Genomic DNA, 26,480 nt, shown 5'->3' on the forward strand with positions numbered 1-26,480 from the left:
AGAATGGCCGGCAAGTCGAAGAAGTCTGCAGCCGCGAGCCTTGAGGCGTCGCTGTGGGATGCCGCCAACCAGTTGCGCTCCAACATGGACGCCGCCGAGTACAAGCACGTCGTGCTGGGCCTCATCTTCCTCAAGTACGTCTCCGACGTGTTCATGCGCCGCCACGCCCGCCTCGAGGCGCTCGTCAACGATGAGTCATCCGACTACTTCATGCCGACGGATGCCGCCAAGCGCACGATCCTGGAGTCCCGCGACGAGTACACCTCGGAGGGTGTCTTCTGGGTGCCGGAGGGGCACCGCTGGGACGACCTGCGCAACGCGGCCAAGCAGCCCGACATCGGGTCCCGCATCGATGCGGCGATGGATGCGATCGAGAAGGAGAACCCGAGCCTCAAGGGTGTGCTGCCGAAGACGTATGCCCGCCGCGAGCTCACCCCGCACACCCTCGGCGGTCTGATCGACACGTTCTCCAACGAGAACCTCGCCGCTGAAGAACACGACGGCATGGATGTGCTGGGCCGCGTCTTCGAGTACATGCTCAGCCAGTTCGCCAGCGCCGAGGGCAAACTCGGCGGCGAGTTCTTCACTCCGCGCCACGTGGTCAAGGTGATGGTGGAGATGCTGGAGCCGTTCAACGGCCGCGTCTACGACCCCGCCTGCGGCTCCGGTGGCATGTTCGTGCAGGCCGACCGCTTCGTGAAGGCGCACGGCGGGGTGCGCAACGACATCAGCGTGTTCGGTCAGGAGAAGAATCCGACCACCTGGCGACTCGCCAAGATGAACCTCGCCCTGCGCGGCATCGACGCGAACCTGGGGCCGCAGTGGGGCGACTCGTTCACCAACGACCTGCACCCGGATCTGCGCGCCGACTTCGTGATCGCCAACCCGCCGTTCAACATCAAGAACTGGGGCGGCGAGCAGCTGCGCGACGACGTGCGCTGGCAGTATGGCGCCCCTCCGGTGAACAACGCGAACTTCGCGTGGGTGCAGCACATGCTGCACCACCTCACGCCCACCGGGACCATGGCGACCCTGTTGGCGAACGGTTCCCTGTCGTCACAGTCCGGTGGGGAGGGGGATATCCGCAAGAATCTGATCGAGAACGACCTGGTCGAATGCATTGTGGCGTTACCGGGGCAACTGTTCTACACGACGCAGATTCCGGTGAGTCTCTGGTTCCTGACCAAGGACAAATCGGATCGCAAGATCAACAGCGAACGCCAGCAGCGGGCCCGCGCAGGTGAGGTGCTGTTCATCGATGCTCGGCAGCTCGGCACCATGGTCTCCCGCACCAACAAAGAATTGACGAATGCCGACATCGCCCTCATCGCCGGGACCTTCCACGCCTGGCGCGGTGAGGAAGGCGACTACGCCGATGTCCCCGGGTTCTGCGCCAGCGTCACTCTCGACCAAGTTGCCGAACACGGCCACGTGCTGACCCCTGGCCGCTACGTCGGCAGCGAAGAGGTCGAGGACGACGACGAGCCGCTCGATGAGAAGATCGCGCGGCTGACCGAGGAAGTTCGCAGTGGGTTTGAACGGCGCGCCGACCTCCAAGAACGCGTCCTCGGCTCATTTGAACGGTTGGCGGTTGTTCCAGATGGCGCATGATTGGGAGATACTCCGGCTTGGCGCCGTTGCCGAAATCTACGACGGACCACATGCGACTCCGCACAAGACCGACAGTGGGCCCTGGTACTTAAGTATCTCTTCGCTGATTCGCGGCAGGGTCCAACTAAGTGAGTCTGCACACCTATCTCCCGAAGATTTTCCCAAGTGGACTAGGCGGGTGCAACCAACGCCAGGCGACACGCTCTTTTCTTATGAAACAAGAATCGGAGACGCTGCGCATTGGTCAATTGATTCGCCTGCGGCTCTCGGTCGTCGAATGGGTTTACTTAGGCCGCGACCGAACGTTGACCCACGATTTCTGACATACGCGTATCTGGGTGATGAGTTCCAAGGGGAACTGCGAAGAAGGACGATTCATGGCGCAACAGTAGATCGATTGGCCATCAGTGAAATGCCGGACTGGCCGATCAGGATTCCGCCCATAGCAGAGCAACGGCGGATCGCGGGAGTCTTGGGTGCCCTCGACGACCTCATCGACACCAACGAGCAACTCAAAGAGTTACTGTCTGGTCTGCAAGATGCGCTGTTCTCTGAACTAGTTGAGGCCTCGCGTTCGTCGATCGACTTCGGCAGTCTGGCTGAGCAGGTCAAAGTGCGTGCGGGGGTGGACCCGGAGATCGCTTACCTGGGGTTGGAGCACTTTGCCGAGAACGGACGGGGCATTTCGACGGCGGGGCGCTTGGGCGATACCGTTAGCCAGCAGTATGCATTTGAGTCGGGTGATATTCTCTACGGTCGACTCCGACCCTATTTTCGCAAGGTAGATCGTCCCGGTTTCTCAGGGGCGTGCAGTGGCGAGATATGGGTTCTGAGACCTCGCAACGACGTGCCTTCATCGTTTCTACACTCTTTGGTTGCCTCTCAGCGGTTCACCGACTTTGCGATGGCTGGAAGTGGTGGAACGCACATGCCTCGGGCGCGCTGGGACCATGTTTCGACACTCTCAGTCCCTTTCCCCAGTGCCGAACAACTCGCTAGGTTCGACTCAATCGCTGAGCCACTGTGGGAACAGTCCGTGGCTTTGGCTGAAGAGATTGACGTCCTTCGCCGGACCCGCGACGAACTCCTCCCTCTGCTGATGTCGGGCAAGGTTCGTGTTAGTTCTGACGAGGTTGCCGACCAAGACGTTCAAGAGGGTGCCGAATGAACGCGTTCCTGATCGAAGCTGACGTCGAGAATCTGGTGCTTGAGGACCTCGCCAAGGAGGGCTGGGAGGTCCAGCACGGCGGGATGATCGCACCGGGAGAGTTGCACGCGGAGCGCGACGACTACCGGGATGTTGTTCTCGTGAAGCGGTTGCGGGTATCCGTCGTGCGCCTGAATCCCGACCTTCCGCCCGACGCGGTCGACGATGTCGTCAACACGGTGCTGCGCGCCGACTCACAAGTTGTGATGACGGAGAACTGGCGCGGCTACCAGCTGTTGACGCAGGGCGTTCCGGTCGAATACCGGGACGGTGGCGAGCTGCGCACGGTGCGGGCGCGGCTGGTCGACTGGCAGGATGCGGCATCCAACGACCTGCTGGCGGTGAACCAGTTCACCGTGCAGGGGGTGAGCGAGCGGCGGCCTGACGTGGTGCTGTTCCTCAACGGGCTGCCGGTGGTGGTGCTCGAACTGAAGCGCCCCGGCGAGGAGAACGCGACCGTGCGAGGTGCGTTCAACCAGATCCGCACCTACGTGCAGCAGATCCCCGACCTGTTCACCTGGAACCAGGTCACCGTCATCAGCGACGGGCACTCCGCCCGCGCTGGAACGTTCTCGGCGCCGTGGGAACACTTCGCCCCCTGGAAGACCATCCACGGCGAGCTCGCACCGGCTGCCATGCCGCAACTCGAAGTGCTCACCCGCGGGATGCTCAACCCCGCCCGTCTGCTCGACCTCATCCAGAACTTCGTCGTCTTCACCGGCGAGGCCGGCGTACTGCAGAAGAAGATCGCCAAATACCACCAGTTCTGGGCCGTCAACAAAGCAGTGTTCGCCACGGTCGAAGCCGTCGAAGGGGACGGTCGCGCCGGGGTGGTCTGGCACACGCAAGGCTCCGGCAAGAGCCTCGAAATGGAGTGGTACGCGGGCAAGGTGATGCGGCATCCAGCGATGGAGAACCCCACCATCGTCGTGCTCACCGACCGCAACGACCTCGACGACCAGCTCTTCGATGACACCTTCGCCGCCTCCATGCCCGGCGCCCCGCTGCCGGAGCTACCCGTGCAGGCAGGCACCCGGGCCGAGCTGAAAGAGTTACTGGCACAGCGAGCCGCCGGTGGGATCATCTTCAGCACCATCCAGAAGTTCGGGCTCAGCAAAGACGACAAGGATGCCGGCACTGCGTTCCCGCTGCTGTCGGCCCGCAACAACATCGTGGTGATGGTGGATGAGGCCCACCGCTCCAACTACGACTTCATCGACGGATTCGCCCGCCACCTGCGCGACGGCCTTCCCAACGCCACCTTCATCGGTTTCACCGGCACCCCCATCGAATCCACCGACCGCTCCACCAAGCAGGTGTTCGGCGACTACATCGACACCTACGACCTCACCCAGGCGGTCGACGACGGCGCCACCGTCAAGGTCTACTACGAGCCGCGCCTCGCCCGAGTCGAACTGCCACCGGATGCGCTCGGCGAGTTGGATGACGCTTTCGCGCAGGCCACCTCCGGGTCGGAGGAGGATGCGCGCGAGCGTTTGAAGTCTCGGTGGGCGAGGGTCGAGGCGATCGTCGGGTCGGAGCACCGCATCCGGGAGCTCGCCGCCGACATTGTTGCGCACTGGGAGGAGCGCCGTCAGGTGCTCCCCGGCAAGGCGATGATCGTCACCATGTCGAGGCGCATCGCCGCCGCGCTGTACGCGGAGATTGCGCGCATCCGACCCGACTGGGTCAGTGACGACGACGCGACCGGCAAGATCAAGGTCGTCATCACCGGGTCGGCGGCCGACGACGAACTGCTGCAGCCGCACATCCGCAACAAGGCCGCGCTGCGGGCGCTGAAGGCGCGGGCCAAAGACCCCGACGATGAGCTCGAGCTGGTGATCGTGCGGGACATGTGGCTGACCGGGTTCGACTCGCCCGCCATGCACACCATGTATGTGGACAAGCCGATGAAGGGCGCCAACCTGATGCAGGCCATCGCCCGCGTCAACCGCACCTTCAAGGACAAGCCGGCCGGGCTCGTCGTCGACTACCTGGGCATCGCCGAAGACCTCAAGTCGGCGCTCGCCGACTACACCAAGCGTGACCGGCAGCGGCAGGATCTCGGGCAGGACCTGCGCGACCAGGCCATCCCGGCGATGCTCGAAACCCGCGAAGTGGTCGACACGATCCTGCACGGGTTCGACTGGCGCTCCCTGGTCGCGGGCGGCGGTCCGCGGGCGTTTCTGAACGCGTTGACGGCGACGGTCGAGTATCTGCTGGCGACGCATCCGGGGCCGAGTGGGGCGTGCACGAAGGAGGCGCCGTGTGTGAAGCATCGCTTCCTGGCGCAGGCGTCGAGGTTGACGCGGCTGTTCACGATCTGTGTGCCGTCGGATGAGGCGCTCTCGATCCGCGATGATGTGGCCTTCTTCGAGGCGGTGCGCGGCCAGATCGCGAAGGTCGAGGGTGTGGATCGCGAGGGCGGTGACGGGGCCGAGCTGGACACGGCGATTCGCCAGATCGTGTCGGGGGCGATGACGGGTGTGGGTGTGATCGACATCTACTCGGAGGCGGGGATGGCCAAGCCGGACCTGTCGCTCATTGACGACAGTTTCGTGGAGAAGTTCACGAAGTCGTCGCACCCGAACCTGCAGCTCGAGTTGCTGCGCCGGTTGATCAATGACGAGATCACTCGGGTGGGCAAGCGCAACGTGGTGGCCGGCAAGCAGTTCTCGCAGATGCTGGCCGAGTCGGTGCTGCGCTACCAGAACCGAACGTTGGATGCCGCCCAGGTGGTGGCCGAGTTGGTGGCCCTGGCGAAGTCGCTGAAGGAGGAGGCGGAGCGGGGGGCGAACCTCGGGCTCACCGCCGACGAGTTGGCGTTCTACGATGCGATCCGGTCGAATGACAGCGCCGTGACCGAGTTGGGTGATGACACCTTGAAGAAGATCGCGCACGAGCTTGTGGAGATCGTGCGCCGAGATGCGAAGACCGACTGGAGCGTGAAGGAGCAGGTGCGGGCGAAGCTGCGCGCGACGATCCGTCGTCTGCTGCTGCGCTACGGTTACCCGCCCGACCAGGAGGAGCAGGCCACGCAACTGGTGTTGCAGCAGGCGGAGGTGTTGGCGCATGCTGCCTGACACATCGTTGAGGGTTTACTGACAGGAGAGCGAGATCATGCAAATTATCTACGCGGTAGATCTCGAAGTCGTTGGCGATTTGCCTGCTTTAGGTCGGCATGAGTTGCTCCTCGAGCACGTCGCTGACTGGCTAAGCGGCGGTTCGACTCGCGAGGTACTAGCCAGTGAATTACTGAACGCCAATGCGACCACGTTACCGCCGCGTCGTGAAGCAAATCGAAAACTTGTGCACCGGGATGCCTCATGGGAGGTCATCGGGATTCCGTCGGCTCAGTCGCTCCGGTTATCAGTTGCCCAAGATCTGGAAAGAGATGTCCAACTCACCACAAGGGTCACCGTAGCCACTATCGGCGAGGACACGAGCTTGCGGATCGAATTGAGTCGTGAACACCAGGGCGGCTACCTCAGTCCCGTTCGTGACACCCCGATTTTTCAGCCGGGCATTCTGCGAGAAGTCGTAATGGACGATCGTCTCCAGTTGCAAATTGGAAGCCAGAAGATCGACGGTAAATACCTGCCGATTCGGACGTCGTCAGATGTGGCGGTCTTGGTGGACGTCCTTGCAGCCTCTCACCGACTTCCCATCGTGCTCATTCACTTGCGTAGCCCTGAGTCTTGGGAAGTCGCGAGAGTTCTGTCTAAGAAACTTATTGGTCTCGCTCGAGTGATCACACTGAACTTTGCAACGAGCAACCAGGTCTTCGCACATGTTCCTCGAGCCAAGGTGCCGTTTGGTGGCGCTACCCTCGTTTGGTCGGACCTGACGTCACCTGGGCTGAGTTTCACTGAAGAGGAAATCGTGGCTCTTGGCCCCGAGGGAGTTCGCGCTCGACTCATGGGTCGCCTCGCGGCGATCTCGGGGCTTGCTCGAGGCCTCGACAAAGGCTGGCGCGCAGCACAGGCGAGGCTCCAAAATGAGGCACGGGTCGAGGCGGAGGCGAAAGTACAGGCCGCGATTGACTCCGAGAATCTTGGAGCCGAGAATACCGCCCTGCGAGAACAAGTATCTGCAAGCCAAAGTGAAGCTCACCTATGGCAGGGTTTGGCAGAGGAAGCCGAGGCAAAGGGCGCGGAAGCCGAGGCTCTTGCGTCGAGGGCAGAGGATGCTGAGCGAAGTGCCGAGTATTGGCGGGAACAGTATGAGTCGATAAGGCAGGGGGCGACGGCGGAAGAAGATATCGACCCGTGGGACCGTATTCCAAGGTTGATAGCGAAGACTGATCCAGCGCCGGCATTTCGTGCACTTGAAGACGCGGCTCAGGGTCGAATTGTTTTCACGGAAGCCGCGGAGCGCTCGTGGAAGAACATCTCCTACCCCGACCCAGATGACATGGCTGAGAAAGTCAGACGCTTAGCTATGGCTGCCGTCGAGTTGTACGGGGACAATCCTGGGCAGATCGGGCACCTTGACGACTGGTTCATGGAGAGGCACGGGCTCAAGGTGGCCATGTCTGACCAGGTAATTTCGCGTTCACCAAAACTCAGGGAGTTTCAGTTTGAAGATGTCACGTATAGCCAGATTCCGCACGTGAAGGTACGAGATGGTGTGAAGCCGAATGAGGTAGGTCGAATTCATTTTGACTTTGACAAGGAGAATCAGCGACTCGTCGTGAACCACGTCGCTTTGAAGCTCCATAGTCGTTAGTCCACCGTCTTAAGGGAGCACGTAAAGCAGCGCGGATCCGAGGCCCGTTACCTGTAAGGCGCCCGTGAGTGTGGTTTGCGTAACAGAAAAACTAGCCGGCCTGATGAGTTCGAGCCCTCGGGAGCTCAGGGTTGGTGCCACGCGCTGCGGAAGGCGGCGATCACTTTCCCAAGGGCCTTGGCGGCACTCGCAACTTTTGGAGCAGCTTCCTTGACCGCCTTGACCACGGTTGGATCCTTTGCAGCCGAATACAGACGGCCTACGATGGCGACAACGACGGTCCGATTGGGAAGTAGCTGGGCGGCGCTACCAAAAGACATATGAAGGCTCATCTCTTAGGTGGGATTAGTGGGAAGTCTAGAATCTCAAAAGCTAAATTAGCACTAAAATCGAGCATGTCAATCAATCACGATGTTTTAGCGCGTTAGAATGAGGCCATGGCACAAGATCACATCGGGGCTCTCGGTCAGATCGTGAAGGAACTTCGCAAGGCGAAGGGTTTGAACCAGAATGAACTCGGGACACGCGCCGGCTACGGCGCAGGTGCGGGTGTCGCGATTTCCCGTCTGGAGAATGGACTACTGAAGCCGGGGGTCAGGAAGCTTCAGGCGATCGCGCAAGTCCTCGATCTCACACTAGAAGAGTTGGAGGCACGCGCCTCAACTCAGTCGGGGGAGAACTCCCTCCCAACCAAGACGATTGCTAGCGACGAACGTGACCGCGAATCTCCTCAGGCTCGGGCAGCACGGATTCAACAGGAAATTTTCGCGCGGAAGAATTCCATCACGAGCCTCAGCGAGAAATTTGGCATCGCGCAGGATCGAGCCCGAGACGAGTTTTTCATGAGATTCATTGAGGTCGCGGAGCGCATTGAGGGAGCACAGAAGCCTGATACGATCCGACCGCAGATTCACAACGCAAGTGGCGCCGACGCAGACAATCTGGCTGATCGCCAACTGGAGGACACCTCTGACGGGTTCGCACAATTGCTTGCCGTTGGGGGTGGTGTGGCAACGAATCTTGCAATTTCTTGGCTAAGTGGTGGGGCCAGGGCAACTAAGGGTTTGACAGGTGTTGTGGCGGCGCCACTGTTTGCATTGGCCGCAGGCGGCCTTGTCATGATGATCAAGCGCAACCGTCAACAACAGCGGGAGCTTGCCGCACAGCTCGACGTAGCGGAAGCCCAGCTCAATGCCACGGAGCCCGGTTTCAAGGCCGTGAGGAAGTTGCTGCCACGAGCAACTGAGACTCTCGAGTACATCGCCGTGCATGCTGGTCACGCGGTGAACCGATGGGAAAACCAACTTGGGGCGGGAACAATGAGTTGGGAGCAACTCGGAAAAGAGGGGCGGCAGCGTTATGGAGACTTCATCGCAATCTCAGCCGCGCAAATCAGCCTCCTACAGATCGATGTTCAGCGCCTACTCACCACGCACGATAGAGAAGAGTTACATGAACTAATCGCCGACGCCGAGAATTGGTTGTCCGTATCTCGAGACGCCGTCGAAGCGCGCGTCTGAGTTCGGGATTTCCTGCGAAAGGCTAAGACTGGTAGGCACCGCTACTTCGTGCGAGCCGGTAAGTGGATGCGCTCGCCCTGCTTGCCGAACATTCTCAGGATCTCGACCGGGCCGTTGCCGGAGCTCCCGAACCAGTGCGGGTTCCTCGTGTCGAACTCGGCCGCCTCGCCCGCGCCCATGACGATGTCGTGCTCGCCCAGGATCATCCGCAGCCGACCCGGCAGGACGTAAATCCACTCGTAGCCGCCGTGCGTGCGCAGCTTCGGCTCACGCTCGGTTGCGGGAATAGTGTGCTCAAGCGCCCACGTCCTACTCGGCACGGAGTCGGCAAGCCTCGTGGGCGCTAGCGTTTGAGTGGAAGGTTCCGGGCGCTGTGCCCCTGACAAAGTGGAAGGACCGCATGGACTCCGTCTCGGGCATGATCGTGCTCATCACCGGCGCCGCAAGGGGCATGGGCAGGCTCTACGCCGAGCGCGCCGTCGCCGAGGGTGCGGCATCCGTCGTCCTGCTCGATGTCGACGCCGCGGCGCTCGAGGCGACGGCCGCCGAGCTCAGAGGCGCATCCGCAGCAGGAATTGGCGCGGTGTTCCCCTTCGTGGTGGACCTCTCCTCTCGGGAGGACATCGCCGCCGTCGCCGAGCGGGTGCGCGCCGAGGTCGGGAATCCGGATGTGCTCATCAACAACGCGGGAATCATCCGCAGCAGCATGTTCTGGGAGCACGACCCGGCGCGCGACATCGAGGCGACCATGCAGGTCAACACGCTCGCGGCGATGTACCTTACGCGCGAGTTCCTGCCGGCGATGATCGAGGGCGGGCGGCCGTCGCGCATCCTCAACATCGCCTCCGCGGCGGGCACGCTCGCGAACCCGCGGATGAGCGTTTACGCGGCATCCAAGTGGGCGATGATCGGCTGGAGCGACTCCCTGCGACTCGAGCTGCTGAAGTCCGGCCACCGGCACGTGATGGTGACCACGTTCACCCCGAGCTACATCAGCACCGGGATGTTCGCGGGCGCTCGCGGACCGGTCTGGACACCCATCATGACCCCGGAGAACGCATCGACCGCCGCCTGGAAGGCCATGCTCCGCGGCAAGCCGCTGCTCCGGAGGCCGTGGACGGTCGGCCTCTCGCAGGCGCTCAAAGGCATCCTGCCGGTCCGCGCCTGGGACTTCCTCGCCGGACGGGTCTTCAAGGTCTACAGCTCCATGGACGAGTTCACCGGGCGATCATAGGCAACATCCCCCTCCCGTTCTCGGCGGAGCGGACTATCCTCTGAGCCAGCAGCCGGCAATCAAGGGAATGGAGTAACGAAGCCATGCAAGACAACCCCATCATGCCCAGCGAGGTCTCCCCCGCGGTCGGCGCCTTCGACCGATTCGCCGAAGGCGCATCCCGGGTGGCGAGCCGAGCGTGGTTCTTCGCGTTCTGCGTACTCCTGGTGGTCGTGTGGGCCCCGTCGATCATCCTGCTGAGGGACATCGACACCTGGCAGCTGATCATCAACACGCTCACCACGATCGTCACATTCCTCATGGTCGCGCTTCTGCAGAACAGTCAGACGCGGGCGGACCTCGCGGTACAGCACAAACTCAATGCGATCGCCGACATGCTCGCCGACATGGCGGATGCGAGTGGTCTCGCCAAGGACGCAGAAGAGCTTCGCGACGCGGTCGGCCTCGAAGCGCGCGAGAGCACGAGCAACAACGCCGAAGACGAAGTGGAGCCCGCCGGCAGGACACCGGTGAAGGGCGCGGTCGCCAAGGGCACATCAACGAAGAAGTAGCCGGGAAGCCCGACTCACACGCCCACGTAGCGCGCGAGATGCTCACCGGTGAGCGTCGACCGGTCGGCGACGATCGCCGCCGGTGTGCCCTCGAAGACCACGCGGCCACCATCGTGGCCGGCACCGGGGCCGATGTCGATGATCCAGTCGGCGTGCGCCATGACGGCCTGGTGGTGTTCGATGACAATGACCGACTTGCCAGAATCGACGAGCCGATCGAGCAGGCCGAGCAGGTTCTCGACATCCGCGAGGTGCAACCCGCTCGTCGGCTCATCGAGCACGTACACGTCGCCCTTCTCCGCCATCTGGGTCGCCAGCTTGAGCCGCTGGCGCTCGCCGCCCGAGAGGGTCGTGAGCGGCTGGCCGAGCTGCACGTAGCCGAGCCCGACATCCGCAAGCCGGTCGAGGATGGCGTGCGCGGCCGGAATGCGCGCCCCGGCATCGTCGGCGCCGCCGAAGAAGTCCCTCGCCTCCGACACCGACATCGTCAGCACCTCGGAGATGTTGCGCCCACCGAACCGGTACTCGAGCACGGCCGGCTGGAATCGCTTCCCCTCGCACACCTCGCACACCGTCTCGACGCCCGCCATGACGCCGAGGTCGGTGTAGACGACGCCCGCACCGTTGCAGTTCGGGCACGCCCCCTCGGAGTTCGCACTGAACAGGGCCGGCTTCACGCCGTTCGCCTTCGCGAACGCCTTGCGGATCGGCTCCAGCAGACCGGTGTACGTCGCAGGATTGCTGCGCCTCGACCCCCGGATGGCGCCCTGGTCGACCGAGACCACACCATCTCGGCCGGTCACCGAGCCGCCGAGCAGCGAACTCTTCCCCGAGCCGGCGACGCCGGTCACGACGGCGAGGACACCGCGCGGGATGTCGACATCCACGTCCTTCAGGTTGTGGGCGTTCGCGCCGCGCACCGGGATCGCGCCGGAGGATTCGCGCACCGACGGCTTCACTGTCGCGCGATCGTCCAGGTGCCTGCCGGTCACCGTGCCGCTCTCGCGGAGACCGTCGACGGAGCCCTCGAACATGACCTCGCCACCATTGCCGCCGGCCCCCGGGCCGAGGTCGATCACATGGTCGGCGATCGCGATGAGCTCCGGCTTGTGCTCGACGACGAGAACCGTGTTTCCCTTGTCCCTCAGTTGCAACAGCAACTCGTTCATGCGCTGAATGTCGTGCGGGTGCAGCCCCACCGTCGGCTCGTCGAACACATACGTGACGTCGGTGAGCGAAGAGCCCAGGTGCCGCACCATCTTGGTGCGCTGCGATTCGCCGCCCGAGAGCGTGCCGGACGGGCGGTCGAGCGACAGGTAGCCGAGCCCGATCCCGACGAAGGAGTCGAGGGTCTGCCGCAGGGTGCCGAGCAGCGGCGTGACCGAGGCGTCGTCGATGCCGCGCACCCACTCGGCGAGATCGCTGATCTGCATCGCACAGGCATCCGCAATGCTGATTTCCCCGATCTTCGAGGAGCGAGCCCCCTCGTTCAGCCGGGTGCCGTCGCACTCTGGACACGTCGTGAACGTGATCGCCCTCTCGACGAACGCGCGGATGTGCGGCTGCATCGCCTCCTTGTCCTTTGACAGGATCGACCGCTGAATCCTCGGAATGAGCCCCGAATAGGTGAGGTTGATGCCCTCGACCTTGATCTTCGTCCCGTCGCGGTAGAGAAGATCATCGAGTTCCCGCTTCGTGAATTTCGAGATCGGTTTGTCCACGTCGAAGTAGCCGCTGCCCTTGAAGATGCGGCCGTACCAGCCGTCCATGCTGTAGCCGGGGATCGTGATCGCGCCCTCCGCGATCGACTTGCTGTCGTCATAGAGGGCGGTCAGGTCGAAGTCGGTGACGTTGCCTGTGCCCTCGCACCTCGGGCACATGCCGCCCGTGACGGAGAACTCCCGCCGCTCCTTCACCTTCTCGCCACCGCGCTCGAACGTGACGGCGCCCGCGCCGCTCACGGACGCCACATTGAACGAGAACGCCTGAGGGGAACCGATGTGCGGCTGCCCGAGCCGGCTGAACAGGATGCGCAGGAGCGCGTTCGCGTCGGTGGCCGTTCCGACCGTGGAGCGCGGGTTCGCGCCCATCCGCTCCTGGTCCACGATGATCGCCGTGGTGAGACCGTCGAGCACGTCGACATCCGGTCTCGCCAGGGTCGGCATGAACCCCTGCACGAACGAGCTGTAGGTCTCGTTGATCATCCGCTGGGACTCCGCCGCGATCGTGTTGAAGACGAGGGAGCTCTTTCCGGAGCCGGAGACGCCGGTGAACGCGGTGAGCCGACGCTTCGGGATGTCGACGCTCACGTTCTTGAGATTGTTCACGCGCGCGCCCTGCACGCGGATCCTGTCGTGCCCGTCCGCGGCGTGGACCCCCGCATCATCCCTCGGCGTCATGGCCTGCCTCTCCCTGCAGTGTGCGAGCTACAAGGTTAACCGAACGCGCACGCGGCGCGGCAGGAATCGTTGCGGGGCTCATCGGCCCTGCGACACGTCGACCCGATCGGTGATCCGGTGAACCGCCATCGTCGGAATGGGCAGCCAGGACGGGCGATTGCGTGCCTCGTACACTACCTCGTAGAGGGCCTTGTCCAGCTCGAAGGCGTCGAGCAGGACACGATTCCTCCGCACATCGCGCTCCGACCGGTCGATGTAGCCGTCGACGAAGGCGGCCCGACACGCGTGAGCCCACTCGGCCACGCCGGCCGACGACGCCTGCGCGCCCGCCGCATAGTCGAAGCTCCGCAGCATCCCGGCGATGTCGCGAAGCGGCAGGTCCGGCAGGCACCGATCCGCGAGCGGCCGCAGCGGTTCGCCCTCGAAATCGATGATCGCCCAGGTGTCGCCCGCGCCGGCGAGGACCTGCCCGAGGTGGAGGTCGCCGTGAATGCGTTGCAGTCGCGGCCACGGCACCCGGGACGCCCGCTCGTAGAGGATCTCGATCGACTCGCGGAGCGGGGCGAGCTCCGGCACCTCGACGATGGCGGCATCGCGTCGCGCCCGCCACGCGGCGACGATGTCCCGGATGTCGCTCTCGCCGGCCTCCCGTGTCGGCAACGCTGCGGCGAGCGTGGCGTGCACGTCGGCCGTCGCGATGCCGATCTGGCGGGCGCTCGCGGTGAAGTCGGACAGGGTGGCTCCCGCCGCGAGCGCGAGTCCCCAGGCATCCACTGCCCCGGTGAGGAATCGTTGCGCGAAGGCGAGGTGGCCGGTGGCTCGACCGGGCTCTCCCGTGTCTCCGGCCCTGGTCTCATCCGGCCATTCGCCGACGACACTGCCGAAGAGCTCGGGGACGGACTTCGACCCCGCGCCGAACAGGGCCGACTGCAGCACGACATCCGGATTCTCGCCGTCGTGCAGCATGCGGAACAGCTTGCAGATGACGCTCGTTCGGTACGGATCGTCCCCGCCGGGCGAGTACACGATCGAGGTGTTGGACTGTTCGCCGCCGAGAACCGTCGAGGTCATGCCGGCCGGCCAGGGTGAGACCGGGATGCCGCGGAGGGACGCTGCACCGGCTCCGCAGGATTCCCCGTCCGCGATGACCTCGGCGAGTCGCCTCGTGAACGCCGGATCGCGGGGGCCGTCGTAGACATGCCACGTGTCGCCTGCATCGTCGGAGACCGTGCCGATGAAACCAGAGTTCTGTGCATCGACCGGGACGCGGCGGAGGACGACCGGCACCTGGTAGACGACGGTCGGCGCCTCCGTCCGGTCCTCCACGATCGCGATCGACACCCTCACGAGCGGGTCCTCGTGAAGGTCGATCGACGCGACACGCCGCAGGGAGGGCTTCGCGTCCTTCCCGACGAACCAGCGCTGGCGGCCGACCCACTCGGCAAGGGCGTCCGTGACCTCCAGCGCCGCTGCCATGGTCCCGAGGGTAGTCCGACCCGCTGGTGAACTGCAGGGAGCCCGGCGAAATCGCGGCGTCGGGCGGCCCGAGACCGGGCGGCAGTCGCGGTGGTCCCCCAATCAAGGGGAGACTATCCCTATGACTGATTCCGACGCCGCCGGCGAGGCCGTGGCAGATGAGCCGGAACCGGAAGAGCCGAGCTACGACGACATCCGGTACCCCGCGAGGCCGAAACGCCTGCGTCCGCGGGAGCAGTTGCGCTACAGCGGGGTCCGCCATTCGATCACCGACCCGCGCTCGGCGGTCGCATCCAACCCCTCGTACATCTCCTGGCTCAAGCGGCAGTCCATGCTGCGGGATGCCGACGCGCTGAGCCGTGCCCTCTCCGGCCAGCCGAGCATGTGGCGCAACCCCTACGCCCGCCCGGATGCGCGCAAGGCCATCCGTACGGCATCCGTATGGTTCACCGCGTACCCGATCTCGCTGATCACGCGACCGGGGCAGTCCTACCTCGATGCCCTCGGAAGTGGAGAACTGTGGGATGCGTTCGAGTCGATCGGCATCAGCGCCGTCCACACCGGGCCGGTGAAGCTCGCGGGCGGCCTCACCGGCTGGAACCAGACGGCGAGCGTCGACGGCCACTTCGACCGGATCAGCACCCAGATCGACCCGGCGTTCGGGTCCGAAGACGAGTTCCGCGCCCTGTGCGACGTCGCGGAACAGCACGGCGGCAGTGTCATCGACGACATCGTGCCCGGTCACACCGGCAAGGGCGCCGACTTCCGCCTCGCGGAGATGGCGTACAAGGACTTCCCGGGGATCTACCACATGGTGGAGATCCCGGAGGAGGACTGGGGACTGCTCCCGGATGTGCCCGCGGAAAGGGATGCCGTCAACCTCGATGCGGAGACCGAACTGGCGCTCGCCGACCGCGGTTACATCATCGGCCAGCTGCAGCGCGTCATCTTCTACTCGCCAGGGGTCAAGGAGACAAACTGGAGTGCGACGGGGCCGATCCTCGGCGTCGACGGACGGACCCGCAGGTGGGTGTACCTCCACTACTTCAAGCAAGGGCAGCCGTCGATCAACTGGCTGGACCCGACGTTCGCCGGCATGCGACTCGTCATCGGCGACGCCCTGCACTCGCTCGGGGATCTCGGTTCGAGCGCGCTGCGCCTCGACGCGAACGGCTTCCTCGGCGTCGAGAAGAGCACTGAGGGCCAGCCGGGCTGGTCGGAGGGGCATCCGCTCTCCGAGGCGGCGAATCATCTCATCGCGAGCATGGTCCGCAAGGTGGGCGGCTTCTCATTCCAGGAGTTGAACCTCGGAATCGAGGACATCAAGGACACCGGGCGGGTCGGGTCCGACCTCTCATACGACTTCATCAACCGTCCCGCGTACCACCACGCGCTCGCGGTGGCCGACACCGAGTTCCTGCGGCTGACGCTGCGCACCTCGCTCGAGTTGGGCGTCGAGCCGGCGAGCCTCGTCCACGCACTTCAGAACCATGACGAACTCACCTACGAGCTCGTGCACTGGGCGAACCGTCACCACCTCGACACGTACTCGTTCCGAGGGCTGGAGGTCACCGGGGTGGAGCTCGCGGAGACGATCAGGGCCGACCTCATCACGACCCTCACGGGGGAGCGGGCGAGCTACAACCGGGTCTTCACGACCAACGGCATCGCCTGCACCACCGCATCGGTCATCGCCGCCGCACAGGGGTTCACACAGCTCGACGCGATCACCCAGCAGGATGTCGACCCGATTCGCGAAGCGCATCTCGTTCTCGCGTGCTTCAACGCCTGGCAGCCCGGCGTCTTCGCGCTCTCCGCGTGGGACCTGCTCGGCATGCTGCCGGTGCCGGAGACGTCGGTGGCCGAACTCATCGCCGGCGGCGACACGCGCTGGATCCACCGTGGAGCCCACGACCTCATCGACGCAGACCCCGACGCGACGGCGTCGAGTTCCGGAATGCCCCGCGGGCGGTCGCTCTACGGATCGATCACGAGCCAGCTGGCCGACGAGCGCTCGTTCGCGTCGCGGCTGAAGGGGATCCTCCGCATCCGAGAGGCTCACGGCATCGACGTCGCGACCCAGGTCGACATCCCCGAGGTCGCGCATCCGGGCATGCTCGTGATGGTGCACCGCCTCGACGAAGGGGACCAGTCCCTCGAGGACCCGCGCATGCAGGTGACGGTGCTGAACTTCAGCGGAGAGGCCGTCGAGGGCACCGTGCGCTCGGACCACCTCACCCCCCGCCGTTCGGTCACCAACGTCGAGAGCGGCGAGAAGATCGGCTACGTCGACGACCTGAGCAGTTTCTCGGTGCAGCTGCCGCCCTATGCGCGGCTGTTCCTCGTCATCGGGGGACCGGATGACGTCGTGCCGCCGTACACGCGCCCGATCGACATCATCACCGCCGCCGGCCAGGGGCCGATGCCGTGACGCGTGCTGAACCGGCCCGCGCAACACCCCGCCGTCGCGCGGGGAGTTCGACGAAGGGCGCCGCCAAGCGCGAAGCGATCCTGGATGCCGCCCTCGAGGTGTTCGGCGAGGTCGGCCTGCACGGGGCGTCGCTGCGGGAGATCGCGGGCCGCGTGGGCGTGAGCCACCAGTCGCTCATGCACTACTTCCCGACCAAGAACGAGCTGCTCATGGCGGTGCTGCGGCGTCGAGACGAGCGGCTTCGCCGGCACTTCGCCGACGCGGGCGGCATGTCGATCGGCGAGCTCATCGCGGTCGCCAGGGACAACGTGCGGATGCCGGGCGTCATCGAGCTCTACAACATGGCGTCGGCGGAGGCGACCAACACGGAGCATCCGGCGCACGCGTACTACGCCGAGTTCTACGAGAGCATCATCGCCTCGAACGTTCGGTACCTGCAGCTGGCGGCGGATCGGGGGCTTCTGCGCGACGGCTGGACGCCGGAATCCGCTGCCCGCGCCATCCTCGGGATGATGGACGGACTGCAGCTGCAATGGCTCTACAACCGGGATGACGTGCACGTGGCGCAGAGCATGGAACTGCTGGTCGGGGCCCTGATTGCGGTTCCCCTCGACACGTTGGACGAGGCGAGAAAATAAACTTGCCACTTGGCAAGGTTTTGGGTCTATTCTGAGACCATGGCCAAGACTTCCGCTGCTTCAGCGCGCCCGCCGCGCGCGGTACAGAACACCACTCCCGCCCTCCCCGCGACGATCGGCGACGACGCCGTCGAGCTCGCCCGCACCTGGGCGAAGCGCGGCGCCGCCGCCGGATCGAGCGGCTCCGCCGCCCTCCTTGCCCAGGTGCTCAAAGACCAGAACGGGCTCGACTTCACGATCGGATTCGTCGACCGGGTCATCCGCCCCGAAGACCTCCGCGTCGCCGCCCGCAACCTCGCCGACCTCGCGAAGCGCACCCCGTCCTTCCTGCCCTGGTACATGCGGTTCGCCATCCGCCTCGGCGGGCTGGTCGCTCCCATCCTGCCCTGGCCCGTCGTCCCCATCGCGCGCGCGGTGCTGCGCCAGATGGTCGCCCACCTCATCGTCGATGCGCGGCCGGCCAGGCTCGGACCGGCGATCGCGCGCCTGAAGAAGCCCGGCATCCGGTTGAACATCAACCTGCTCGGCGAGATCGTGCTCGGCAAGGCCGAGGCCGAGCGCCGCCTCGAGGGGACCAGGAGGCTGCTGCAGCGCCCCGACGTCGACTACGTGTCGATCAAGGTCTCCTCGATCGAGAGCCAGCTCAACATGTGGGCATTCGATGAGACCGTCGAGCGCGTCACCAAGCGGCTCACGCCGCTCTACGAGCTCGCCGCCGCATCCGCGACCCCCAAGTTCATCAACATGGACATGGAGGAGTACCGCGACCTCGACCTCACGATCGCCGTGTTCGAGAGCATCCTCGACCAGCCGCAGCTCCTGAAGCTCGAGGCCGGCATCGTGCTGCAGGCCTACCTTCCGGATGCCCTCGGCGCCTACCAGCGCATCGTCGAGTGGTCGACAGCGCGCGTCGCCCGCGGCGGTGCGCCCGTCAAGATCCGCCTCGTCAAGGGTGCGAACCTCGCCATGGAGACCGTCGAGGCGACCATGCACGGCTGGGAGCTTGCCACCTGGCCGAGCAAGCAGGCCACCGACACGAACTACAAGCGCGTACTCGACTGGGCGCTCACGCGCGAGCGGACGACCGCCGTGCGCATCGGCATCGCCGGCCACAACCTCTTCGACATCGCTTTTGCGCACCTGCTCGCCGAAGCGCGCGGCGTCTCCGACCACGTCGAGTTCGAGATGCTGCTCGGCATGGCCGAGGGTCAGGCGGATGCCGTGCGCGCCGACGTCGGCGGCCTTCTGCTCTACACACCCGTCGTGCTGCCGCAGGAGTTCGACGTCGCGATCGGCTACCTCATCCGGCGCCTGGAGGAGAACGCGAGCCAGGAGAACTTCATGTCCGCGGTCTTCGAACTCGTCGAGAACGAGGAGCTGTGGAACCGGGAGCGCGACCGCTTCCTCGCCTCGCTCGCAGATGTCGACGTGGAGGTGCCTGCACCGAATCGCCGGCAGTCGCGACTTGCGGCGCACACCGCTTTCGTCGGTGGATTCGCGAACACCCCCGATACCGACCCCGCTCTGCCTGCGAACCGGGCCTGGGGTTCCAAGGTGCTCGGCGCCGTGGAGAAGAGCCCGCTCGGGCTCGACATCGTCGCCGCGGCCGCCGTGAATGACGAGAAGCAGCTCGACGCGGTGTTCGCGCGGGTGCTGCCCGCGGCGAAGGGCTGGGCTGCGCTCAGCGGGAAGGGGCGCGCGGAGATCCTCCGGAGGGCCGCCGACGTTCTCGAGGAGACCCGGGGCAACCTCATCGAGGTCATGGCCACCGAGGCGGGCAAGACGATCGCCGAGGGCGATGTCGAGGTGAGCGAGGCGATCGACTTCGCCCGCTACTACGCGCAGCTCGCCGAGGAGCTCGACGCGGTCGACGGGGCGAAGTACACGCCGTCGACGCTCATCGTCGTGACCCCGCCGTGGAACTTCCCGGTGGCGATCCCCGCCGGCTCGACGCTCGCCGCGCTCGCCTCCGGCGCATCCGTCATCATCAAACCGGCCAAGCAGGCGCAGCGCTCCGGCGCGGTCATGGTGGACGCGCTCTGGCGCGCCGGCGTGCCGCGCGACGTGCTCGCCCTCGTCGACCTCAAGGACCGCAGCCTCGGCGAGAAGATGGTGTCGCATCCCGAAGTCGATCGCGTCATCCTCACCGGCGGCTACGAGACGGCGGAGTTGTTCCGGTCGTGGCGGCCGGAGCTCAACATCCTCGCCGAGACGAGCGGCAAGAACGCGATCATCGTGACGCCGTCCGCCGACCTCGACCTCGCGGTGGCGGATGTCGTCAAGAGCGCGTTCGGGCACGCCGGCCAGAAGTGCTCGGCGGCGAGCCTCGTGATCCTCGTCGGGTCGGTGGCCCGCTCGGAGCGGTTCGAGAAGCAGCTCGTGGATTCGGCGACGACGCTGCGCGTCGGCTACCCGAGCGACCCCACGACCCAGATGGGCCCGATCATCGAGGCCGCGAACGGCAAACTCCAGCGTGGTCTCACCGAACTCGAACCGGGCGAGCGCTGGCTGCTCCAGCCGGAGCAGCTCGACGAGACCGGGCGACTGTGGTCTCCGGGCATCCGCACCGGGGTCGCCGCAGGCAGCGACTTCCACCTGACCGAGTTCTTCGGACCGGTGCTCGGCATCATGCGGGCGGCGACCCTCGAGGAGGCGATCCGCCTGCAGAACCAGGTCGATTACGGTCTCACAGCGGGGCTGCACTCGCTCGACCCCGACGAGCTCGCCACCTGGCTTGCCGAGGTTCAGGCAGGAAACCTGTACGTGAACCGCGGGATCACGGGCGCGATCGTGCGGCGGCAGCCGTTCGGTGGCTGGAAGCGCTCCGTCGTCGGCGCGAGCACGAAGGCCGGCGGACCGAACTACCTCGTGCACCTCGGGTCATGGGCGCGCACGAAGGCGACGGCGAAGGCGACGGTGACGGATGCCGTAGCGCCGATCATCGCGGCGGCAGGCTCCGAGTGGGTCGGCCGCGCAGCGCAGAGCGACCAGGCCGCGTGGGAGCACGAGTTCGGTGTCGCCAAGGACGTCTCGGGCCTCGGCGTGGAGCGGGACGTGTTCCGCTACCGGTCGCTTCCCGTCACGGTGCGGCTCAACGCCGGCGGCTCGGTCGACGAGCTCGCACGGGTCGTCGCGGCCGGAGTGCGGGCCGGCGGCCTGCACGACGACGGCAGCGCGGCGCGCACCTCGGAAACGGGCCGCAACGTCTCCGTGAGCGCGGCGGAGCAGCTGCCTGCGGAACTTGCCCGTGCGATCGAGGCGACCGGGGCATCCGTCGTCATCGAGAACGATGAGGCCTGGCTCGCGCGCGCCGGCGCGGGGAGCCTGCGAACCTCGCGGGTGCGACTGGTCGGCGGCGGGCACGTGGACCTCGCGGTCGCGCTCGGCGGCAGCCCCGACGTGGCGATCTACTCGGAGGCGGTGACCGAGGCCGGTCGCATCGAACTGCTTCCGTTCCTCCGCGAGCAGGCGATCGCGATCACAGCGCACCGCTTCGGCAACCCGGACCACTGGTCGGAAGAGGTTCTGCCGCTGTAATGGCGGTTCTGTCGCGGCAGCGCGTCACTCGGATTCGGGGCGGGGATAGGTGATCGCCCCGTCGTGCACCCGCGCGAACTCGGTCAGTTCTGCGGGCGTCGTCGAGGTCGGCGACATGATGTCGAAGACCTCGACCCCTGCGACGATGAGCGCGTCGGTGATGAGCCGCCGGTGACACCGCCACGGCACCGCCTCGCTGCACATGATCGCCGGGACCGACACCGCCGCGACATCCATCAACTCTGCAAGCCCGGAACGGAATCCGTCGGTCGCCATGTAATCGGCATAGTCGCGAAACGCCTTGACCCTCCACCCGCCGTTCACGCTGGGAACGCCTGCCGGTGTGTGCCGGCGGCCGCCGAGGTCCTCGATCCATCGGTACCGGATGTCGTCGGGCAGCGCGTGCTGAATCGCGGCCTGGTTCCACTGCGGAAACTTTCGGGACGAGGGAAACGACCGCACGTCGGCGAGCTCGTCGACGCCGTTCTCCTGCAGCATCGCCAGCACTTCGTCGAAGGCACGGGTGGAATGGCCGATGGTGAAGACTCGAAGCGTCGCCCGGTCGGCTGCACTGTTCTCAGACATTCGTCCTGACCCCCCAGGTCAGGACTCTAGGCGATGCGCCCAGAGAATGGGGTCGGAATGTCGGTGGTCGCACCTAATCTTGAGAAATGGCGCGACACGCCGAAAACACTATATGTAGGGGAATGACACAGGTGTGATTCCCGTTATATAGTAGGAGACCACGCAGGGGCTGGATATCCGGTTTCTGGGGGATATTCGCTTCGAGAAGACTTAAGGAGGTCATCATGGAGAACGACACCGACACCGTCGGCGGCTACGCAGTTCCCGTCGACCCGATGGATCTTCTGCAGTGCGACAGCTGCCAGTAGGCAGCCGCACGACAGGGTTCTAGAAGCCCCGGACACCACGACGGTGACCGGGGCTTCGTCGTTTCCGTCTCGCCTTCTTCCGCGAAACCGCGGTCTCGCGGCACATGAGAAGATGGGCGGATGGGAGTGAATCCTGACATCGCCGGCCGCGTCTTTCCGCCGGCCGAGCCGTACCTCGTGGGCCGCGAGAAGATCCGCGAGTTCGCCCGGGCCGTCTTCTCCGAGAACCCGGTCAACCTCGATCCGGATGCCGCCCGCGCCCGCGGATACGCGGACATCGTCGCCCCTCCCACCTTCCCCATCGTGGTGCAGGAGCGCACGCTCGCCCAGCTCCTCGCCGAACCGGATGCCGGCATCGACTTCACGCGCGTCGTCCACGGTGACCAGCGTTTCAAGTATTCGCGGCCCATCGTGGCGGGCGACGAGCTCACCGCGACGCTCACCGTGACGAGCGTCAAGTCCCTCGGAGGGCACTCGATGGTCACCTCCGAGTCGGCCATAGTCGACGCGACCGGCGCGCACGTCGTGACCGCGACATCCACCCTCGTCGTGCGGGGGGACGAATCATGACCGGATTGACCGCCACACTGGACTTCGCCAATCTCACTGTGGGCATGGTCGTCGCCGAGCGCGAGTTCCACCTCACGCGCGACTCCCTCGTGCGGTATGCGGGGGCGAGCGGCGACTTCAACCCCATCCACTACCGCGACGACGTCGCGACGAGCGTCGGGCTGCCCGGTGTGCTCGCCCACGGGATGCTGACGATGGGCATCGCCGCGCAGCCCGTCGTCGACTGGATCGGCGACCCTGGGCTCGTGTCCGACTACCAGGTGCGCTTCACGCGCCCCGTGCTCGTCGATGCGACGGAAGGCGCGCTCGTGCGGGTGGTCGCCAGGGTCGGCGCCATCGACGCCAGTGCCGACGGGCACAGTGAGGCCCGCGTCGACCTCACCGTGACGTCGGCCGACGAGACCGTGCTCGGCAAGGCTCAGCTGCGGATCCGGGCGGCTTCGGCGTGATGCAGGTGGCCGCGTGAAGTTCGCCGAACTCACGACGCTGCGGGTGGGCGGCGAAGCGCGGGAAGTGCTCTCGCCCGCGACCGCCGACGAGCTGGTCGTCGCCGCCCGCGAGGCCTGGGAGAGCGGCGAGCAGTGGCTCGCGCTCGGCGGCGGCTCGAACCTGCTCGTGGCGGACGATGGCTTCGATGGCACGGTCATCCGGGTGTTGACGCGCGGCATCGAGGAGGTCACGGGATCGCGTGCAACGCTGCGGGTGGCAGCCGGCGAACCCTGGGACGCCGTCGTCGCCTTCGCCGTCGAACACGGGCTCTCCGGCATCGAAGCGCTCTCCGGAATTCCGGGTTCTGCCGGCGCGGCCCCCGTGCAGAACATCGGCGCGTACGGCCAGGAACTCTCCCACGTGCTCGAGGCGATCGACTTCCTCGACGCCGGGACGGGCGAGCGGATGCGGCTCGCGGCATCCGACCTCGACCTCGGATACCGCAGCTCCGCGCTCAAAGACTCCCCGGAGCGGCGGGGTCGTCGTGGCATCGTCCTCTCCCTCGACCTCAGGCTCGAGGTGAGCGAGCTGAGCGCGCCCATCGCCTACGACCAGCTCGCCACCGCGCTGGGCGCAGCCGGCGGCGACCGGGTGCCACTCGCCGCCGTGCGCGCCGCCGTGCTGACGCTGCGCGCATCCAAGGGCATGCTCCTCGACCCCGCCGACCCGGACTCGGTGAGTGCCGGCTCGTTCTTCACGAACCCGATCGTCTCCGAGAACTTCGCCCGCGGGCTCCCGGATGCCGCCCCGCGCTGGATCCTCGACCCGGACGCCCCGGAGTCGCCGGTGAAGCTTAGCGCGGCATGGCTCATCGAGCGCGCGGGCATCACGCGCGGATTCTCGCTCCCCGGCTCCGGCGCCGCAGTGAGCAGCAAGCACACGCTCGCGCTCGTGAACCGCGGCGGCGCGACCGCGAACGCCATCGCCGAGCTGGCCCGCTACATCCACCTGCGCGTCCTGAGCGAGTTCGGCATCCGCCTGCAGGCGGAGCCGCAGCTCGTCGGCGTCAGCCTCTGACGCTTCTCACTACCGACATCCGCGAGCGAGCCCGGCGCCCGCCTAGGAGTCCTTGCGGATCCAGCGGAACGTCATCCGGCACAGGAACAGGCCGACGACGAACCAGACGCCCATGATGATCGCCACCCACGGCAGGTTCCAGTCGCCGGTCTGCTCGAGCGCCGCGAACGATTCGGGCAGGAACACCGCGCGCATCCCCTGAGCCATCCACTTGAGCGGGAAGATGCTCGCGACGTTCTGCAACCACTCCGGCAGCATGCTGAACTGCAGGTAGACGCCGGAGATGAACTGCAGCAGGAGCACGATCGGGATGACGACCGCCGTCGCGCTCTTGCCGCTGCGGGGGAGCGCGGACAGCGCGATGCCGAGCACGCAACTCGTGACGACCCCGAGCAGGAATACCCACACGAACAACAGCCACTTCTCCGGGCCGGTCGGCAGGTCGACGCCGAAGGCGAACCGCGCGACCACGAGGAGGAGCGCCGCCTGCAGCACGGCGCTCACCAGGACCATGCCGATCTTGCCGATGAAGTACGAGATCACCGGCAGGGGAGAGCCGCCGAGACGCTTGAGCGTTCCGTCGCCCTTCTCGCCGGCGATGTCGACGCCGAGGTTCTGCACGCCGCTCAGGAGCATGCCCGCCGCGACCATCCCTGGCAGGTAGAAGGCCGCCCAGGTGATGCCGCCCGTGCCGTCGGGCGCCGCGCCGATGTTGCCCGCGTTGCTGAACGCGACCGCGAAGATCGAGAGCATGAGGATCGGGAACAGGAACGTGAAGAACACCGAGTCGCCCTGGCGTGCGTAGACCTTGAGCTCGTAGCCGACCCGGGAGAGGCCGAGGCGGATGCTGCGCCCGAGCGAGTGGATGCGCGGGGCGGGCTCCGTGGTCGGCGGCTGTGCCGTGGTCGTCGTCGTCATGCGCGTGCTTCCTCTGCGCTCGTCGTGTCGGTATCGGGGGAGGCGGTATCGAGGGGGTCGGTCCCGATGCGGCTGGCGCCGACGAGGTCCAGGTAGATGTCCTCGAGGCTCGGACGGATGACCTCCAGCCCGTCCGGCTCTCCGCCGTGCTCGGTGTGGAGTTTCGCCACGAGTGCGGCCGGTTCGGTCGTGCGCTCCTCGCGCAACGCGCCCCGCTCACGCCAGCGGACGACGGGGATGCGCGCATCCGCCCCACCGAGCTCGTCGATCCGGCCGATGTCGACGATGACTCCGCCGTTGATGACCGCCGCCCGGTCGGCGAGGTGTGCTGCCTCGTCGAGGTAGTGGGTCGTGAGCAGGATGCTCGTACCATCCGCTTTGAGCCCGTCGATGAGCTCCCAGAACTGCCGCCTGGCCTCCGGGTCGAAGCCCGTCGTCGGTTCGTCGAGGAAGAGGAGTTCCGGCCGTCCGATGATGCCGAGGGCGACATCCACGCGCCGTCGTTGCCCGCCGGAGAGGTTGCCGATGCGGGTCTTCGCCTTGCTCGTGAGCCCCACCGCCTCCATGACCTCGCCGACGGGGCGGGGGTTTCGGTAGTACCCGGCGAAGTGGGTCAGCTGCTCGAGGACAGTCACGTTGCCGCTCTCGCCCGTGTTCTGCAGCACGATGCCGAGCCGTGCCTTCCAGTCGATACCGCCGTGCTGCGGGTCGACGCCGAGCACACTCGCCTCACCGCTCGTGCGGTCGCGGTAACCCTCGAGGATCTCGATCGTCGTGGACTTGCCCGCGCCGTTCGGCCCGAGCAGGGCGAAGGTCTCGCCGCGTCGGATGTCGAATGTCACGCCGGCGAGGCCGGTCGCAGTGCCGTAGGTCTTGCGAAGGTCGCGTACGCTCACGACGTTGTCGGGATCGGTCATTGCACCATGGTCGCGGCATCCGGGTCATCCGCGTGCTCGACACGCGAATCTCCCGCTCCCGGCCTGCCGGAGCAGACGGACAACGGGCGATCGCGCCAGAGCGCCCATGGCCGGGTGGTCACCGCCGCCGGAACAGCACGCCGACGAGTCCGCCGACGATGGCGAGACTGCCGATCCCCAGTACGATCCAGGTGATGACGACTCCGGGGGACACATCACCCAGGTCGATCTGGGAGAACGCGAAACTCCAGACGGCGACGGCGATGAGGATGAAGCCCCAGACGACCGTGGGGACCTGGACCGCGCGAGGCGCATCCTTCTCAGGGGTGTTGGACATGGTGTTC

At 65.8% G+C, this 26,480-nt stretch carries 20 protein-coding genes; 13 read left to right on the top strand and 7 right to left on the bottom strand.

Annotation, left to right across the window (positions count from 1 at the left end; genetic code table 11):
- Positions 1-3: 3 nt before the first annotated feature.
- The 5 genes from BKA04_RS08330 to BKA04_RS08350 all read left to right on the top strand — a co-directional run bounded on the left by BKA04_RS08330 (position 4) and on the right by BKA04_RS08350 (position 9,066).
- Positions 4-1,611: a class I SAM-dependent DNA methyltransferase gene (locus BKA04_RS08330; RefSeq protein ID WP_104095999.1), complete on the top strand. Its 1,608-nt coding sequence runs from the start codon at positions 4-6 to the stop codon at positions 1,609-1,611.
- The gene (locus BKA04_RS08335; protein WP_104096000.1) at positions 1,601-2,779 is read left to right on the top strand and encodes a restriction endonuclease subunit S; all 1,179 of its coding nucleotides are present in this window, start codon (positions 1,601-1,603) and stop codon (positions 2,777-2,779) included. Before BKA04_RS08330 ends, BKA04_RS08335 begins: the two co-directional genes overlap by 11 nt.
- On the top strand, positions 2,776-5,901 hold the full coding sequence (locus BKA04_RS08340) for a type I restriction endonuclease subunit R (RefSeq protein WP_104096001.1): 3,126 nt from the start codon (positions 2,776-2,778) through the stop codon (positions 5,899-5,901). Before BKA04_RS08335 ends, BKA04_RS08340 begins: the two co-directional genes overlap by 4 nt.
- Before the next feature lie 37 nt (positions 5,902-5,938).
- Positions 5,939-7,546 (top strand): hypothetical protein, encoded by a 1,608-nt coding sequence (locus BKA04_RS08345; protein WP_134542272.1) that lies wholly within the window; start codon positions 5,939-5,941, stop codon positions 7,544-7,546.
- 437 nt (positions 7,547-7,983) lie between these two features.
- Positions 7,984-9,066, top strand: a complete 1,083-nt coding sequence (locus tag BKA04_RS08350; protein ID WP_104096003.1) for a helix-turn-helix domain-containing protein — start codon at positions 7,984-7,986, stop codon at positions 9,064-9,066.
- Between the two features lie 41 nt (positions 9,067-9,107).
- Here the strand turns inward: BKA04_RS08350 and BKA04_RS12170 are convergent, their stop codons facing one another.
- Positions 9,108-9,386: a cupin domain-containing protein gene (locus tag BKA04_RS12170; RefSeq protein ID WP_198413311.1), complete on the bottom strand. Its 279-nt coding sequence runs from the start codon at positions 9,384-9,386 to the stop codon at positions 9,108-9,110.
- 80 nt (positions 9,387-9,466) lie between these two features.
- On the opposite strand from BKA04_RS12170, the gene BKA04_RS08360 reads away from it, so the two are divergent.
- Together BKA04_RS08360 and BKA04_RS08365 are read left to right on the top strand one after the other, a co-directional pair.
- Complete coding sequence (locus tag BKA04_RS08360) at positions 9,467-10,300, top strand: SDR family NAD(P)-dependent oxidoreductase (RefSeq protein WP_104096004.1); 834 nt, start codon at positions 9,467-9,469, stop codon at positions 10,298-10,300.
- Between the two features lie 83 nt (positions 10,301-10,383).
- Entirely contained in the window at positions 10,384-10,851 is a 468-nt protein-coding gene (locus BKA04_RS08365) for a low affinity iron permease family protein (RefSeq protein WP_198413312.1), read from the top strand.
- Between the two features lie 14 nt (positions 10,852-10,865).
- Here the strand turns inward: BKA04_RS08365 and BKA04_RS08370 are convergent, their stop codons facing one another.
- Together BKA04_RS08370 and BKA04_RS08375 are read right to left on the bottom strand one after the other, a co-directional pair.
- Complete coding sequence (locus tag BKA04_RS08370; RefSeq protein ID WP_104096005.1) at positions 10,866-13,250, bottom strand: ATP-binding cassette domain-containing protein; 2,385 nt, start codon at positions 13,248-13,250, stop codon at positions 10,866-10,868.
- 78 nt (positions 13,251-13,328) lie between these two features.
- Positions 13,329-14,726 (bottom strand): maltokinase N-terminal cap-like domain-containing protein, encoded by a 1,398-nt coding sequence (locus BKA04_RS08375; RefSeq protein WP_104096006.1) that lies wholly within the window; start codon positions 14,724-14,726, stop codon positions 13,329-13,331.
- 121 nt (positions 14,727-14,847) lie between these two features.
- Here BKA04_RS08375 and treS point away from each other — a divergent pair, with 121 nt between their 5' ends.
- Genes treS through BKA04_RS08390 form a run of 3 tightly spaced genes read left to right on the top strand, consistent with a single transcriptional unit; the run spans position 14,848 to position 21,332 of the window.
- Positions 14,848-17,157, top strand: coding sequence for a maltose alpha-D-glucosyltransferase (treS, locus tag BKA04_RS08380; protein ID WP_104096007.1), 2,310 nt, complete (start codon positions 14,848-14,850; stop codon positions 17,155-17,157).
- Complete coding sequence (locus BKA04_RS08385) at positions 17,154-17,795, top strand: TetR/AcrR family transcriptional regulator (protein ID WP_104096008.1); 642 nt, start codon at positions 17,154-17,156, stop codon at positions 17,793-17,795. Before treS ends, BKA04_RS08385 begins: the two co-directional genes overlap by 4 nt.
- Before the next feature lie 39 nt (positions 17,796-17,834).
- Positions 17,835-21,332 (top strand): bifunctional proline dehydrogenase/L-glutamate gamma-semialdehyde dehydrogenase, encoded by a 3,498-nt coding sequence (locus BKA04_RS08390; RefSeq protein ID WP_104096009.1) that lies wholly within the window; start codon positions 17,835-17,837, stop codon positions 21,330-21,332.
- Positions 21,333-21,356: 24 nt separating this feature from the next.
- Here BKA04_RS08390 and BKA04_RS08395 read toward each other — a convergent pair whose 3' ends face one another.
- Positions 21,357-21,917 (bottom strand): DUF488 domain-containing protein, encoded by a 561-nt coding sequence (locus tag BKA04_RS08395; RefSeq protein ID WP_104096010.1) that lies wholly within the window; start codon positions 21,915-21,917, stop codon positions 21,357-21,359.
- A 428-nt stretch (positions 21,918-22,345) separates the two neighbouring features.
- Between BKA04_RS08395 and BKA04_RS08400 the strand changes: the two genes are divergently transcribed.
- The 3 genes from BKA04_RS08400 to BKA04_RS08410 are packed head-to-tail and all read left to right on the top strand — an operon-like array spanning position 22,346 to position 24,301.
- A complete protein-coding gene (locus BKA04_RS08400) occupies positions 22,346-22,795 on the top strand; it encodes an FAS1-like dehydratase domain-containing protein (RefSeq protein WP_104096012.1) in 450 nt (149 codons plus the stop codon).
- Complete coding sequence (locus BKA04_RS08405; RefSeq protein ID WP_104096013.1) at positions 22,792-23,244, top strand: MaoC/PaaZ C-terminal domain-containing protein; 453 nt, start codon at positions 22,792-22,794, stop codon at positions 23,242-23,244. The genes BKA04_RS08400 and BKA04_RS08405 overlap by 4 nt, the downstream gene beginning before the upstream one ends.
- A gap of 13 nt (positions 23,245-23,257) precedes the next feature.
- Entirely contained in the window at positions 23,258-24,301 is a 1,044-nt protein-coding gene (locus BKA04_RS08410; RefSeq protein ID WP_104096014.1) for a UDP-N-acetylmuramate dehydrogenase, read from the top strand.
- Positions 24,302-24,343: 42 nt separating this feature from the next.
- Here BKA04_RS08410 and BKA04_RS08415 read toward each other — a convergent pair whose 3' ends face one another.
- From BKA04_RS08415 to BKA04_RS08425, 3 genes are all read right to left on the bottom strand, one after another.
- Entirely contained in the window at positions 24,344-25,219 is an 876-nt protein-coding gene (locus BKA04_RS08415; protein WP_104096015.1) for an ABC transporter permease, read from the bottom strand.
- On the bottom strand, positions 25,216-26,136 hold the full coding sequence (locus BKA04_RS08420; RefSeq protein WP_104096016.1) for an ABC transporter ATP-binding protein: 921 nt from the start codon (positions 26,134-26,136) through the stop codon (positions 25,216-25,218). The genes BKA04_RS08415 and BKA04_RS08420 overlap by 4 nt, the downstream gene beginning before the upstream one ends.
- 118 nt (positions 26,137-26,254) lie before the next feature.
- Entirely contained in the window at positions 26,255-26,473 is a 219-nt protein-coding gene (locus BKA04_RS08425) for a hypothetical protein (protein ID WP_104096017.1), read from the bottom strand.
- Positions 26,474-26,480: the final 7 nt, after the last annotated feature.

The sequence above is a fragment of the Terrimesophilobacter mesophilus genome, assembly GCF_014200375.1.
GTDB lineage: Bacteria > Actinomycetota > Actinomycetes > Actinomycetales > Microbacteriaceae > Terrimesophilobacter > Terrimesophilobacter mesophilus.

Bases quoted from the DNA above. Each gene is read 5' to 3' on its own strand.
- BKA04_RS08415 (WP_104096015.1), bottom strand. From the start codon at position 25,219: ATGACGACGACGACCACGGCACAGCCGCCGACCACGGAGCCCGCCCCG.
- BKA04_RS08360 (WP_104096004.1), top strand. From the start codon at position 9,467: ATGGACTCCGTCTCGGGCATGATCGTGCTCATCACCGGCGCCGCAAGG.
- BKA04_RS08365 (WP_198413312.1), top strand. From the start codon at position 10,384: ATGCAAGACAACCCCATCATGCCCAGCGAGGTCTCCCCCGCGGTCGGC.
- BKA04_RS08400 (WP_104096012.1), top strand. From the start codon at position 22,346: ATGGGAGTGAATCCTGACATCGCCGGCCGCGTCTTTCCGCCGGCCGAG.
- treS (WP_104096007.1), top strand. From the start codon at position 14,848: ATGACTGATTCCGACGCCGCCGGCGAGGCCGTGGCAGATGAGCCGGAA.
- BKA04_RS08335 (WP_104096000.1), top strand. From the start codon at position 1,601: ATGGCGCATGATTGGGAGATACTCCGGCTTGGCGCCGTTGCCGAAATC.
- BKA04_RS08350 (WP_104096003.1), top strand. From the start codon at position 7,984: ATGGCACAAGATCACATCGGGGCTCTCGGTCAGATCGTGAAGGAACTT.
- BKA04_RS08330 (WP_104095999.1), top strand. From the start codon at position 4: ATGGCCGGCAAGTCGAAGAAGTCTGCAGCCGCGAGCCTTGAGGCGTCG.
- BKA04_RS08370 (WP_104096005.1), bottom strand. From the start codon at position 13,250: ATGACGCCGAGGGATGATGCGGGGGTCCACGCCGCGGACGGGCACGAC.
- BKA04_RS08340 (WP_104096001.1), top strand. From the start codon at position 2,776: ATGAACGCGTTCCTGATCGAAGCTGACGTCGAGAATCTGGTGCTTGAG.
- BKA04_RS08405 (WP_104096013.1), top strand. From the start codon at position 22,792: ATGACCGGATTGACCGCCACACTGGACTTCGCCAATCTCACTGTGGGC.
- BKA04_RS08390 (WP_104096009.1), top strand. From the start codon at position 17,835: ATGGCCAAGACTTCCGCTGCTTCAGCGCGCCCGCCGCGCGCGGTACAG.
- BKA04_RS08395 (WP_104096010.1), bottom strand. From the start codon at position 21,917: ATGTCTGAGAACAGTGCAGCCGACCGGGCGACGCTTCGAGTCTTCACC.
- BKA04_RS08420 (WP_104096016.1), bottom strand. From the start codon at position 26,136: ATGACCGATCCCGACAACGTCGTGAGCGTACGCGACCTTCGCAAGACC.
- BKA04_RS08425 (WP_104096017.1), bottom strand. From the start codon at position 26,473: ATGTCCAACACCCCTGAGAAGGATGCGCCTCGCGCGGTCCAGGTCCCC.
- BKA04_RS08375 (WP_104096006.1), bottom strand. From the start codon at position 14,726: ATGGCAGCGGCGCTGGAGGTCACGGACGCCCTTGCCGAGTGGGTCGGC.
- BKA04_RS08345 (WP_134542272.1), top strand. From the start codon at position 5,939: ATGCAAATTATCTACGCGGTAGATCTCGAAGTCGTTGGCGATTTGCCT.